The following is a 12,276-nucleotide window of genomic DNA, read 5'->3' on the forward strand; positions in this document are numbered from 1 at the left end:
TGCTTCAACGCACCTTGAGCCGCCACAGCGAAGTGACTTCCGCGGCGCGCGCCTTGAAGAGCGGATCGGTTGGATCGGCGGCTTTGGGATGACGCGGGCGGATATCCTCGCGGCCGGCCACTTCGAGGCCTGCGGCATCGATCGCCGCAAGCAGTTCATCGCGCGTGCGCAGGCCGAGGTGCTCGGCGAAGTCCGAGAGAATCAGCCAGCCCTCGCCGCCAGGTTCCAGATGATCCTTCAGACCGTTGAGAAAACCGAGCAGCATGCGGCTCTCGGGATCGAATACAGCGTGCTCGACGGGCGACGACGGTCGCGCGGGCACCCACGGCGGATTGCACACGACGAGCGGCGCGCGGCCTTCGGGAAAGAGGTCCGCCTGCACCACGTCCACCTGCGACGCGTAACCGAGCCGCGCCAGGTTCTCGCGGGCACACGCGAGCGCGCGCGGATCCTGATCGGTCGCGACGATGTGCTTCACGCCGCGCTTTGCGAGCACCGCGGCAATCACGCCGGTGCCCGTGCCGATGTCGAATGCCTTCGCCTGCGAGGGCAGAGGCACGCTCGCGACGAGATCGAGGTACTCGCCGCGCATCGGCGAAAAGACCCCGTAGTAAGGATGAATCCGGTCGCCCAGCGCGGGAATCTCCACGCCCTTCTTGCGCCATTCGTGCGCGCCGATCAGACCGAGCAGCTCGCGCAGCGAAACGACGGAGCCTGTGTTTCCTGAAGGGCCTGCCTCACCGTACACCTCCTCGCATGCCTGCTTCACGTCCGGCGCGCGACGCAGGGCGATCGTGTAATCCGCGGCGAGCGGAATCAGCAACATGCCGAGCGTGCGTGCGCGCTGCGCCTGCGCGAGACGGTGCAGGTTGAACGCGTCGCGCGGCGACGGCGGAGGCGATTTCGCTTTCTTGTGAGGCTTGCGCTCCATGCGCCGCGCCATAGCCTGAAGCAGCTGACGCGCGTTCTGGAAATCGCCGTGCCACAGCAGCGCCGTGCCCTCGCAGGCGAGGCGCCACGCGGCGTCGGCCGTGATGCGGTCGTCGGCGACGACGACGCGTTTCGGCGCGGGCACGCCCGCTTCGGAGCGCCAGCGCGCGACGTGCGTGCCTTGTTCGTCGGACCAGTTGAGGGTGGGGAAATCGGTCATGGCGGATGCGATGGGAACTCGATGACGAGTGATGACGAGAAGCGCGCGTGCCAGGCGGCCGCGAGCGCGTCATCTTAAAGCATCGGTATAGCACGTCGGGGGGCGGGGCTTGCCGGCCAGGAAGCGATGCGTGGAACGGGGGGAGCCGGCCCCAGCCAAATGCGGATCACCGCGCGTCCTGCTGGTGCGGAACGCCTCAGCGCGCGCGTTACTGGCCCGAGCCTTCCGCGGATTTCCCCGGCGCCGCATCCAGCGCATCCCTCACCGCCCGCGCCAGGTCTTCCAGACGGTACGGCTTGCCGATGAGCGCCACGCCCTCGTCGAGCTTGCCGTCGTGGAAGATCACGTCGCGCGTATAGCCAGAGGCGAACAGAATGCGCGCGTTGTGCGGCGGCCCGCTTGCAATGCGCGCGAGCTCGCTGCTCCTCACCGTGCCGGGCATCACCACGTCCGTGAACAGCAGATCGACGCGCTGCCCGCCCTGAAGCTGCGCCAACGCGGCATCGCCATCCTGCGCGGAGATCACCTTGTAGCCGAGTTGGGCGAGCATCTCGATCGCGGCGATCCGCACGTCGGCGTCGTCCTCCACGACGAGGATGGTTTCCCCGCCGCGCGTGGCCAATCTGCCGATGGGCGCAGCGGCGTCACTCGCGGGGTCGAGGCTGCGCGGGAAGTACAGATCCACCGTGGTGCCGCGGCCTTCGGCGCTCAGCAGGTCGACGTAGCCCGCGCTCTGCGAGACAAAGCCGAACACCATGCTCAAGCCCAGGCCGGTTCCCTGCCCCTCGGCCTTGGTCGTGAAAAACGGCTCGATGGCGCGCGACTTCACGTGCTCGGGCATGCCGGTGCCCGTGTCGGAGACCGAGATACGCACGTACTCGCCGGCAGGCACGCCGGCCACGCAAGCGCGTTCGTCGCTCGCGGCATGCACGCACCCGATCTCGATGCGAATGCTGCCGCGACCGTGAATCGCGTCGCGCGAATTGATGACGAGGTTGAGCAGCGCGATTTCCAGCTGGTTGCGATCCGCGCAGATGTTCCACCGGTCAGCGGGAACCGCCGTCGTAAGCTCCGTCGTTTCGGGCAGCGTGCGACGCAGCATTTCGGCCATGCCTTCGACAAGGCGGACGGGGTCGAACACCGTGGGCACGAGCGGCTGCCGCCGCGCGAACGCGAGAAGTTGCGCCGCGAGCTTGGCGCCGCGCGCAACCGCGTTGCTCACCGCCGACACCCGACGCTTGAGTGCGTCGTTGCCTCGCGTGGCTATTTCGATGAGCTGAAGATTTGCGGAGATGACCTGCAGGACGTTGTTGAAATCGTGCGCAACACCACCCGTCAGACTGCCGATGGCTTCGAGCTTCTGCGACTGGCGCAGCCGCTCTTCCATCGCGACGCGCGCCGATACCTCCTCGGCCACGCGTTGCTCCAGCGTCTGCGTGAGCTTCAGCAGTTCCTCTTCGGCACGCTGGCGCTGCCGCAGCGCCAGCACCTTCGCCGTGGTCTCGAAGACGATGGCGAGCACGCCCGCGGGACGGCCGTCGTCATCGGCGAGCGGACTGTAGCTGAGGTCGAGCCACACGTCTTCCGCGCGACCCTCGCGATACAGCACCAGGTCCTTGTCCCGGTACGAAAGCGTGCGCCCGGCGAGGCAACTGTCCACCACATTGCGATTGAACGACGCCACCTCCGGCCAGCCGATCTCCACCGGTTTGCCCAGCAGAAACGGGTGGCGCCCGCCTGCAAAAACGGCATAGGCGTCGTTGTAAAGCATGGTGCCCTCGCGGCCCCACAACATGACAAGCGGCGTGGGGGAAGCGAGCACCAGCCGCACAGCGGCGAGCAGGCTCGCGGACCACGCCTCGCGCGGACCGAGCGAGGTGCCGCTCCAGTCGAACTGGGCGATTCGCTGGGCCATCTCGCCCTGCCATCCTGGGCACTGCGGGTCGACGGGAATCGGAGCGACGGACGCCATCGTAGGAGGAATGTGCGCGGAAGAAAGTCAATTCAGTGGACCGCCGCAATTCTTGTGCCGCGGCGACGAGACCGGGGAGCGGAGAAGCTGCAGCGTATGCCTTGCGTCTTTACAGGCATACGTTCGCGCAGCGGGTCATTCGTTCGAACTTGCCGCGCGGCGGTGGCGGGCGTTGCGGCAGGAACTACAGGCAGGCGAGAAGTTGTTCGAGCGTGGCCGGCTTGGTGATGTTTTGTTCGAATCCGGCGTCTGCGGCGCCTTGCCCGATGTCGGGCAGCGACGATCCCGACAGCGAGATGAAGCGCGTGCCGGACAGCGCGGGATTCAGCCGCAGGCGCGCCACGACGTCGCCGCCGCTCATGTCCGGCAGGTTCCAGTCGATGAACGCCACCTGCGGCACGAACGATTCGACCACACCCAGCGCTTCGCCGCCGTCGCAGGCATACCGGACGTCGTGGCCCTCGAGCTCGAGGAGTAGCGCGAGGGCCTCGGTGGCATCGCGGTTGTCGTCTACGAGGAGGATTCGTGTCGGCATGAGGCGAAAGGATGGGGGGTGCGGGCGCGGGGCGGCGGGATGGGGAGCGGCGCGCGGGGCGTGTCCGTTATGGTACGCGGGAGTGACGGTGGGTGTGCGAGAGGACGTTTGAAGATTCACGCGCAGGCTGAGAGGAGGAGCCGGCCCGGAAAAGAAAAAAGGGGTTACGCAATGTTTGCGTAACCCCCTTGCTTTCGGCTGCAGGACTCACGATCTCCCGCTAATCGCTTGATTATAAATTTATTTATTAAAGGCTCTGACCAAATATACTCCCAAACTGTTCCGTTAATACAAACGTTGTCCCCGAAAGGAGAGAGGTTTTCCATAAGAAGTAGCGCGGTCACGTCCCTGTGAAAAGCGGGGACTTAGATTCCTCTGTACCGTCACCGCCCAGACGGAACTGCTCGATAATCCGTTGGTTATAGTCGTCAAGGTAGGCCTGCAATTCACGGCGGCCCGTCAGGCGTACTGATGCAGCGTTGGCGAGTTCGATAGCTGACCGTGTGAAATACGAGTTAGTGACGACCATGGCATCATCGCAATCATAGAAACTCTTCGCGGAGATGGCTTCTTGGACTGCCGAATTACCAACGTTTCCTGAGTAATTTTTCGCCTGGATCACCATCTTCTTGCCAAACTTGCTTACAAAAAGGTCTGCACCCTGATCGCCGCTCAATTTGGTTCCCTCGACATCGTAGCCCGCTGTCAGAAAGATCTTGGAGAGAAATTTCTCAAATTCGTACCCATTCATGGAGTCTACGTGGTACATCGTGACGAACTGGTTGGGATCGAAGAACTCCAGTTTCGTTGCCAACCTCTCGACGAGGATGTCGAAGTTGATCTGTTCGCAGACTTCAAGCCAAGTTTCCACGGTCTGCCAAGGTAAAAGCGGCGTGCCGAATGTCGAGGACGCCTGATCCACGTACTGTACTTCCGGATGTCGGATGTTGTTGTCCCAGAGAAAATAGAATAACAGGCTGAGATCATCACGGTAGCTAACCCCTGCTTCCGCAATCCACGACCGGAGAATTTCACGCAGCGAGCCCTTGATGTGTCTCGATATCTCGGTGGAGAAACCAAGGTATGCCGAATTGAACCCAGTCGTCAGCAGGAGTTTGTCCAACAGATGCGGGAGCTCTTCTAGTTCTGTAAAACCCTTGCGAATCAAAACTTCGCGAAAAAGCTCACGGTTAGAATATGCCCCGTTCTCTCTTGCGCCAGGCGTCTCGGCATCACTTGGCTCAACGCCGACGTTTCGAACTGTGTAAAAGAAGTTGACAAAGTAAGGTTTTTTGAGCTCGGAGTATTTTCTGAGTACCGCACGAAGGAGGTCGTTGAGCTGGGCCTGCTCTTTCTTCTTGCCGAGCAGATCTTTCAGAAACCCCTTTGTCTGATACTGGAATTCCGGGTAAAAGGAAGGGTCGAGCGGGACCTGCAGCGGCACATTCGCTGACTGACCCGATGCTTGGACCGGGGCATTCGTACACCACGGACACTTAATTTCGAATGATTTTCGTCTGCATGAAGTACATTGGTAAATCACGAACTCTCTCCAGACCGTAAATCAGTTGCTTTGGTAGCCATCAACCAGCCAATTTAATCTACGCTGCAGCGCGCGGAACTAAAAGACGCCACGCATCAATTGCGTTGCAAGGGCCAAGGCCTGAATTCGGCACATGCCGAAGCATAACCGCCCGCCCGCTTCGCTTCAATCGCAAAGCCGACCTGAAAGATTGACCGTAAACGCGGGCCATTCGGGTCGAAATTGCAAGTTGGTGCTGCGTGGAGCGGCCGCCTAGCTGCTTGAACGCTATCTGCGTCAGCAACCTAATCTATCCAGGACGCCCAAGCGAGCCTCCTCAAAGGCCAACCAATGGTCGGCGACGATTCGCACGCGGTTGAGCGCTTTACTTAGGAATTCGATAGTCGGGCCACGGCGGGAAAATTGGGCGAGAAGGGGGCGCGTTATGCTTTTTGCATTGCGCGCACGCTTAAGCCGATAGTTGCGGACGGTCGTCGAATTGCGGCCCTCGGCCCGCACTACCTAGCAGATATTTGAACGTCCGCACGGCTCAAGCAGCGAACTTCGCGCATCAGTCAGATTCGTCACAACGTTGGACTGATCGACGTTTGTTGCGTGAGGCGACCGCAGCGAGCGCCGTAAACTGCGTGCTCTTTCAGCGTGGCTCACTCTTCTCGAACTCATGTGCGTAAGCGCGAATCTCGGCGAATAGCTTTTCATCGCCGAAAGCCTTCGCGGCTATGCCAAAGGACAAAATACCGCGATATATGTAGTTCCAGAGGTCGTCGGCGTGGTCACGCCATAGAGGAGTGTGGCGCATTCCCGCCATATGAAACCTAGCCGGCTCACCACCATACATCTCCATTAGATGAGGTGACGCGCCGTGGATGTAGCCCGAATAAGCCTTGTGGATGGTCTGCATCGTCGCGGAGGCCGTGCTTGGGTCCGACACGGCGGCTAGGCTTTGGGATAGGTATGCATGGATCCGAGCCCGTGGAATATTGCCACGCTTGATCCTCGTTTGGACCGGGCGAGCTGGATCCTCAAACTCTTCTTGATAAAAGTCTTCGAGGAACTTCCTATGCAGATCTTTATCGCCATACACCATTCCAAGCGAAAGAAAGCTTATGTCTTCCTCTGCTTCATCAATCATTCGGTGCATGGCGGCCTGCTCTCCGATGAACCCGTGCGCAAGGAGCAGCCTCGCCGCCCTAAGCGAGCTCACTACCCGGGCCATCTTCTGCACGATCGCCTCAGCAGCACCTTTACTGGAAAAACGAAAACCGATGGCAATGCCCCCAACGGTAACCATCTCCGGATGGGAAAGGCGGCTAGCAAGGCCATGGACTGTGCGCTCCATATTTCCGATTGCTTGATCGTACAGCTCATCACGTGTCATCTCGTGAGCCTCCGGGCCAAATACAGGCTATCGATGCGGCAGTGCGTTTTCATCTTGAGCGTACCGTAAGAGCGGGACGCAGACCGAGAACGTTCGAGCGAAGGAAGTCACAAAGCATTACCGATGAAGAAAAGGTCAATGCTATCGATAGATCTCATTCAATTGATGTGCAACGCGACTCTCTGGATCGATATTCGCATAAGTTGATCCATTGAAGAATATCGAAATAGATCTTCTTCCGTCGTCCGTCCGGAAATGCCAAATCTATTACATCAAATCGTATTTTTTCTGATTCACTATCCGACGTTTCTGCCAACTTCAAACGACCCAGTGAACGTCAGCAGGCTTTCCTTTTCGTCAAACCGAAACTTGAGGCGCCACTTCTTTGTGCCGCTCGGCCGCAAGTCAAGAAACAACCCGCCACCGTCAAAAAGCTTATTGCCACCAGCCTCGCCGTACTTCGCGTATCGGCATCTGGCGTCTGTAAGAGGTTTCGATTTCATCACATGCCTGGGTAAAAACCATACCCCCAAATCGGGGAGCCATACTCCAAACCTCCCCCCCAAATCTTGGGGACTTACCGAAGCCTTACGGAGTGACCAGAAACAAAAAACCCGCGCCAGCACTAGGCTTGGCGCGGTTTCGGGACTTCCGGGTGCTACTTGGTGCGATATGTTGGTGCGGCTGCAGGACTCGAACCCGCCACCTGATGATTACAAAGCTTCGCAATTATCAAGCATACTCAAAGGGTTAGCGTCAGATCTGTTCTACTAACCTATACAGTCGCCGTCGCGCGGCGCCCTGTATTCCGGGCTAGAGGCGCGTCTTTGTAGATCACTCTGCGTGACTCGTAAGCGCTAGTGTAAGGTGGGCCGAGTAAATGAACTGAGTTTGGCTTTTTACATTGTGTTTGCGAATCGCGTTATAGAAGATGACTAAATGTCGCTATCCAGATAAGTATTACATCCTAGCCTCAAATGCTTCAAAGCGGATTTTGCATCGGGACGATAAAACTCTCAGCGCGGCTTCTTTTAATGAACGAGCGGCGTTCTACCGCGTTCCAGGTGTTATCACCGAACCGGAGCTATATCTAGTTCGCACGGGGAGGAAAAGTTGTTTCTGGTGCGATTGTGTCTTCACTGCCACATGCCGCCCTACTGTTGACCATATATGGCCGTTGTCGAAAGGTGGCTGGAATGTCGCTTCGAACATGGTGGCAGCGTGCAAGTCGTGCAACTCATCGAAGGGGAGCCGGAGCCCACTCGACTACGCCGTTGAACGGGTTAGCCCCGTTAGACTTGAGGAGGCGCAGCATCGTATCGCATTAGCTGCTGAGGGAGCGGGCAGCACCTCGGCGTTGATGCAGATGGAAACAACGAAAGTGTGCGTCTACTATCAGTTCCACACTGGGGAGCGTCTGCATTTCTACATCGCACCGAACTATCTTGCATTTAGTAAGGCGCTCTATCCGTTTTATCTGGAGCTAGGCAATGATCGGCACCAAGTCCGAATCATCGTGTCCAGGGAGGCGCTTCGGGGCCGGCCGTGGCGAGCCTTGCTCATCACGGATGACAGTGTGTCTAGCGCAGCTCGTAGCCATATCGGTGCTTCAAATAGGCTTATACCGATGCCTGAGTTCGTGCCGAAGTCGTGATTGGGCGGGTGAGGATCGAACGATTTGCTGAGCAACTCTGATGCGTGCGGCGACGCTGTAGATGCGCGATGAGCGTGAGAGTAGACGGAAGGGCACAAAGAGGCCCGGCTCGTTGTGGCGGGTGCTGGGGAGCCCGCGCCAGCAGCCCATCCCGAAATTTCGCCGCGCCGGAGGCGGGGAACACTTCGGGGCCACCAGCAGTGGTACCACTTAACCCTGACGGGCCTTGGCGATTCTTTCCATTATGCGGCGATGCCGCATAGTTTGCTCATCAATTTCGTCGACCCTGCTCTTTAGCCTTTGCATTTCGGCCACCATTCCGTGTTTTTCGTAGCTTTTCATTAGTTCAGCAAGTAGACGCCTTAGTGGTTTCAAGCCGCCCTCCACCTCGTCGAGGTCGAGGAACGGCATATTTCCGAACAAGGCAATTTCGGCTTGTCGCAACTTGTCCGCGAAATCGGCACGTTTCAGACTGTCCGAGAGCTCCGCCGTTACGGCGTGCATTTGGTGTGTTCCCCTGAGTAAGTCATCGCTCGACGCCACCGCGGCCGCCAGTTCTGGGTCTTCAAATCGTGCATCCAGCCATTTGATCAATGCGGATTCAGCTGCTGCTCTTGCTGCCAAGGCCTCGCGGAAATATCGGGTGCTAGAAGGCTGTTCTTCTCCACCTTTCGGGAAACCGTAACCGCCGGGAGCGACGTGCCCGTGTTGCGGATCTGAGATCCCGGTGGCTAGCCAGAACGCGTACTGCGGCCACACGACGCTAACGGCTTCGATCATGTCAGCCGTTGCGCGTTTCTTTCCACGGTTGAAGTCAACCCAGCTGGTGGACGCGATGCCCGTGAGCTTTTCAAGCTCCTTCCACTTCTTCTCCGTCGAAATTGCTTGCTCGATCAACATGCGAAGCCGCGCTTCTATGCGTGCAGGATGGCTCATTTTTGCCTTGACAGATGGCTATCTATGGATATAATCCATCCGTCAATGGAATATTTCCATCGACGGATGGATTTCCTCCCATTCTACGCCCAGCGGTTGCGGCCGCATACATAGGGAATTGTCATGTCCAAACAAAAGCTAACGATCCTGTCCGTAAACACCCGCAGCGGCGTATCGCAAAAGTCCGGGCGCCCCTACACGATCCGAGAAGCGCAGTGCATCCTGGAACAGTCGGTAGACGGCGTCTCAAATATCGTCGTCGGCGTCATCAACCTGCCGGAAGCATTGGCTGACAGGGATGCCGGCGAGTACCTCGCAGAGTTCGCGCTCGCGCAGGGCAACGGTCAAGACGCTGGTCGGCTTGTGCCTCGGATTGTCTCCCTTGTCCCGTACGGGAACGTCCGGGCTCAAGCCAAGCAAGACGCAAAGGCGGCTTAACGTGGCTGCGGGAACGCTTCAGTTGGTAACGATCTGCTCGGCGTCGGCGGGCACGGTATCAACTAGCGGTCGCCCCGTGGCGTGCGGCACTGACGCAAGCGGCAACACGCTGTATCTCAGCACTATTCAGGCCTATGTGCTTTCTCCGGAAAGCGCAGGCTATATTGACTCAATCGTTCAGCCATTTGACTACACGGCAGCGGCTGGCTTTTGGGGCTTGGCTTTCACCACCATCATCACGTTGTGGCTGGTGAGCCATGGTTCGGGTGCGATCGTAAATTTCCTACGTCGTTCCTGATTTTCTTCGCGGGTGAGACCGCTTTCTATAGGACTCCAAAGTATGAAGACGAAACTCAAGATGTTGGCTGCTCGCGGCGCGGCTCTGACTGCTGCCGGTGCCGCCTCGGTAGCGCATGCGGGGGTTGCGGCGGCGGCTGGGCCGGACTTCTCGACGCTGACGAGCGGCATCGACTTCTCGACGGTCACGACCGGCATTCTCGCGGTTGCGGCAACGCTCATCACGGTTTACGTCGCCATCAAAGGCGCGAAGATCTTGATGTCGATGGTACGCGGGGGTTAAGCGACCGCTAGTGACTATCGGTGCGGGGGGCTGCGGCCTCCGTTTTTGTTTGCGGGGGGTGCATGGACTCGAATAGTGCCTGGTACCTGGTGATGTTCATTTTCGGCATGGTCTGCGCATGGGCCGTGATTGTCGGTTTTAAGGAATCGTGATGCGGATCCCGAATTTGGTTTTGCTCGTCTCGCTCAGTTGTGTCTTTGGTGCGCAGGTCGCGCAAGCGCAGGCGCTCCCGATTGCGAGCTTCGCCATTAACCGGGCAGAGGCGGCGATCGTTTCTCGCGTTGCAATTGCTCGTGGTTTTGCGGCCAATGATCCGCGTATCGCGGCGACGTTGACGGGCATGGGCGAGGTTTCGACGGCGTTGAATGTCGCGTCGACTGGCGCCTCGGTGGCGTTGGGTTTTGCTGGTGCGCCGGTATGGCTCACGGTGGCGGCCGGTTTAGGGATTCTCGCGGCAGGGTCGTATCTGTATGCCAATGGTGGCCAGCTGTCGTTCTCGCGCTCGGCGGACGGGAAGGTGATTACGGTTCAGCAACCGCTTCCGGCGTCAGCTAGCGCCGGTTATGTTCCAGTTTCCGGTTCGGCGCCTGGGTCGTTCGATCAGACGATGTTTTTGCTTTCGGGTTCCGGTGTTCCTGTCTATCACACGTCGTCGTGTATGTCCGGTTCCCCGTGTGCGGCTATGCCTTCGGAACCAACAAGTGGCAATAAGAATTTTTACTGGAGCTATTCTGGTTATTCGATTATTGCCGGCTCGCTTTCTCAGGTTCAGCAGGCCGAACAGTTACTGGCAAGCAATCCGCCGAGTAATAATAAGTAGGGCGTTTCTACGTATGTTTATTTTGTGCCGAATGCCGATGGTACGACTTACACTCTGGGGGAGCAATTAACCGAAGGCATTTGTACTGTTTTTGGTGGCGAGGATGGCAATACCTGTGTTTCGGGTAAATACGACTATCAAACATTCACCTACGCCAATGCGGGTTTGGTTTCGGGTTGGCTTGTCGGCACGGGTGCGGCGCCTGTTGGTGGCACAGACCTTTCCCAGATTTACCCGAAGTTGTCGTCGGCGTCTCTGAATACCCCACTCGATCCCAGTACTTTGATGCAGATTACTAACCAGACGTGGCAGCAGGCTGCGAGCCTGCCTGATTATCAGGGATTGCCATATTCGGTTACAAACCCGGTTCAGTATCAGGATGTGCAGTCGTGGGCACAGGCAAATCCGAGTGCTGTGCCTGATATCGGTGATTTGTTTACACCAGCCAGTAATCCAGGGACGTCGGTTGTTATCAGCCCGACGGTTTCGCCGACAGGTAGCGGCGACCCGGCGAGTAGTCCGACTACCGGCACGGGCAATGATGTGAACGTGGTCAACACGCCGAATGTCAACGTGACGAACAAGGTTTCGGTCGATCTTGGGCCTGATCCGGGTGTGGGGACACCGGGCATGGAATCGACGCCGACGATTTCGATGATCCTTTCGCCGCTTCTTAACCTTTTTCCCGACTTGAAGCATTGGGCGGTGCCTACGCATGGTGCTGCGTGTCCCGAGCCTTCGTTTTCTGTCGTCGGGCATTCGTTCACATTGACGGCCCAATGCGACTTGGCCGAATCGAACCGTCCGGCGATCTTTGCGGCGTTTGCCGCGATGTTCACGCTTGCGGCGCTGTTTGTCGTATTGCGTGCGTAAAGGGAGAAATATGTTTGCCATTCTCGTTTCTGCGGCCAATGTTGCACTGGGTTTTCTACTGCGCTCGGTGGTTGCGAAGTTCCTTCTGTATTTCGCGCTCTACTTTTTCGTGACCGAGGCGGTTTCTTTTCTTCAGTCTGCCGGAGTTCTTCCTTCTGCTGCGTCGCTGGCCGGGGCTTTCGGCTCGCTTGGCAATGACGTCTGGTATTTCCTCGATCTGTGTGCGTTCAGTTACGGTGCGCCGGCACTGGTTTCCGCATATGTGACGCGCTTCATTATTCGTCGCCTTCCTATTATCGGGTGATTTATGAATCGGATATTTAACGCGCTTGAATACATTCGCGATGGGTTGAGTGAATGTCACTACGTCTCTTTATTTCAGCTTTTCCTGTTTGCG

Annotated in this window: 14 protein-coding genes; 7 read left to right on the forward strand and 7 right to left on the reverse strand. The window is 58.2% G+C overall.

Annotated elements, in window-relative coordinates:
* Positions 1-4: 4 nt before the first annotated feature.
* The 6 genes from PXJ20_RS00455 to PXJ20_RS00480 all read right to left on the reverse strand — a co-directional run bounded on the left by PXJ20_RS00455 (position 5) and on the right by PXJ20_RS00480 (position 7,081).
* A complete protein-coding gene (locus PXJ20_RS00455; protein WP_421029925.1) occupies positions 5-1,150 on the reverse strand; it encodes a methyltransferase in 1,146 nt (381 codons plus the stop codon).
* Between the two features lie 208 nt (positions 1,151-1,358).
* Positions 1,359-3,065 carry an ATP-binding protein gene (locus PXJ20_RS00460; RefSeq protein ID WP_421029926.1) on the reverse strand — a complete coding sequence of 569 codons (1,707 nt, stop codon included), beginning with the start codon at positions 3,063-3,065 and terminating at the stop codon, positions 1,359-1,361.
* Positions 3,066-3,306: 241 nt separating this feature from the next.
* Positions 3,307-3,657, reverse strand: a complete 351-nt coding sequence (locus PXJ20_RS00465; RefSeq protein ID WP_017776155.1) for a response regulator — start codon at positions 3,655-3,657, stop codon at positions 3,307-3,309.
* A gap of 340 nt (positions 3,658-3,997) precedes the next feature.
* Complete coding sequence (locus tag PXJ20_RS00470; RefSeq protein WP_421029927.1) at positions 3,998-5,101, reverse strand: restriction endonuclease; 1,104 nt, start codon at positions 5,099-5,101, stop codon at positions 3,998-4,000.
* A 733-nt stretch (positions 5,102-5,834) separates the two neighbouring features.
* Positions 5,835-6,578, reverse strand: a complete 744-nt coding sequence (locus tag PXJ20_RS00475; protein WP_421029928.1) for a hypothetical protein — start codon at positions 6,576-6,578, stop codon at positions 5,835-5,837.
* A 296-nt stretch (positions 6,579-6,874) separates the two neighbouring features.
* The gene (locus PXJ20_RS00480; RefSeq protein WP_421029929.1) at positions 6,875-7,081 is read right to left on the reverse strand and encodes an Arm DNA-binding domain-containing protein; all 207 of its coding nucleotides are present in this window, start codon (positions 7,079-7,081) and stop codon (positions 6,875-6,877) included.
* A gap of 428 nt (positions 7,082-7,509) precedes the next feature.
* Between PXJ20_RS00480 and PXJ20_RS00485 the strand changes: the two genes are divergently transcribed.
* Positions 7,510-8,232: an HNH endonuclease gene (locus PXJ20_RS00485; RefSeq protein WP_421029930.1), complete on the forward strand. Its 723-nt coding sequence runs from the start codon at positions 7,510-7,512 to the stop codon at positions 8,230-8,232.
* Between the two features lie 210 nt (positions 8,233-8,442).
* Here the strand turns inward: PXJ20_RS00485 and PXJ20_RS00490 are convergent, their stop codons facing one another.
* Positions 8,443-9,168 (reverse strand): hypothetical protein, encoded by a 726-nt coding sequence (locus PXJ20_RS00490; protein ID WP_421029931.1) that lies wholly within the window; start codon positions 9,166-9,168, stop codon positions 8,443-8,445.
* 123 nt (positions 9,169-9,291) lie between these two features.
* Between PXJ20_RS00490 and PXJ20_RS00495 the strand changes: the two genes are divergently transcribed.
* The 6 genes from PXJ20_RS00495 (at position 9,292) to PXJ20_RS00520 (ending at position 12,183) form a co-directional block, all read left to right on the forward strand.
* A complete protein-coding gene (locus tag PXJ20_RS00495) occupies positions 9,292-9,606 on the forward strand; it encodes a cellulose synthase (RefSeq protein WP_421029932.1) in 315 nt (104 codons plus the stop codon).
* A gap of 1 nt (position 9,607) precedes the next feature.
* A complete protein-coding gene (locus PXJ20_RS00500; RefSeq protein ID WP_421029933.1) occupies positions 9,608-9,904 on the forward strand; it encodes a hypothetical protein in 297 nt (98 codons plus the stop codon).
* A gap of 42 nt (positions 9,905-9,946) precedes the next feature.
* Positions 9,947-10,186 (forward strand): hypothetical protein, encoded by a 240-nt coding sequence (locus tag PXJ20_RS00505; protein ID WP_421029934.1) that lies wholly within the window; start codon positions 9,947-9,949, stop codon positions 10,184-10,186.
* Positions 10,187-10,337: 151 nt separating this feature from the next.
* Positions 10,338-11,006: a hypothetical protein gene (locus PXJ20_RS00510; RefSeq protein WP_421029935.1), complete on the forward strand. Its 669-nt coding sequence runs from the start codon at positions 10,338-10,340 to the stop codon at positions 11,004-11,006.
* 24 nt (positions 11,007-11,030) lie between these two features.
* Positions 11,031-11,879 (forward strand): hypothetical protein, encoded by an 849-nt coding sequence (locus PXJ20_RS00515; protein WP_421029936.1) that lies wholly within the window; start codon positions 11,031-11,033, stop codon positions 11,877-11,879.
* 10 nt (positions 11,880-11,889) lie between these two features.
* Entirely contained in the window at positions 11,890-12,183 is a 294-nt protein-coding gene (locus PXJ20_RS00520; protein ID WP_421029937.1) for a DUF2523 family protein, read from the forward strand.
* Positions 12,184-12,276 lie beyond the last annotated feature (93 nt).

This window comes from Paraburkholderia sp. A1RI_3L, from assembly GCF_048957895.1.
Lineage (GTDB): Bacteria > Pseudomonadota > Gammaproteobacteria > Burkholderiales > Burkholderiaceae > Paraburkholderia > Paraburkholderia kururiensis.

Coding starts and splice junctions, on each gene's coding strand:
- PXJ20_RS00455 (WP_421029925.1), bottom strand. CDS start 1,150: ATGACCGATTTCCCCACCCTCAACTGGTCCGACGAACAAGGCACGCAC.
- PXJ20_RS00460 (WP_421029926.1), bottom strand. CDS start 3,065: ATGGCCCAGCGAATCGCCCAGTTCGACTGGAGCGGCACCTCGCTCGGT.
- PXJ20_RS00465 (WP_017776155.1), bottom strand. CDS start 3,657: ATGCCGACACGAATCCTCCTCGTAGACGACAACCGCGATGCCACCGAG.
- PXJ20_RS00475 (WP_421029928.1), bottom strand. CDS start 6,578: ATGACACGTGATGAGCTGTACGATCAAGCAATCGGAAATATGGAGCGC.
- PXJ20_RS00480 (WP_421029929.1), bottom strand. CDS start 7,081: ATGAAATCGAAACCTCTTACAGACGCCAGATGCCGATACGCGAAGTAC.
- PXJ20_RS00485 (WP_421029930.1), top strand. CDS start 7,510: ATGACTAAATGTCGCTATCCAGATAAGTATTACATCCTAGCCTCAAAT.
- PXJ20_RS00490 (WP_421029931.1), bottom strand. CDS start 9,168: ATGAGCCATCCTGCACGCATAGAAGCGCGGCTTCGCATGTTGATCGAG.
- PXJ20_RS00495 (WP_421029932.1), top strand. CDS start 9,292: ATGTCCAAACAAAAGCTAACGATCCTGTCCGTAAACACCCGCAGCGGC.
- PXJ20_RS00505 (WP_421029934.1), top strand. CDS start 9,947: ATGAAGACGAAACTCAAGATGTTGGCTGCTCGCGGCGCGGCTCTGACT.
- PXJ20_RS00510 (WP_421029935.1), top strand. CDS start 10,338: ATGCGGATCCCGAATTTGGTTTTGCTCGTCTCGCTCAGTTGTGTCTTT.
- PXJ20_RS00520 (WP_421029937.1), top strand. CDS start 11,890: ATGTTTGCCATTCTCGTTTCTGCGGCCAATGTTGCACTGGGTTTTCTA.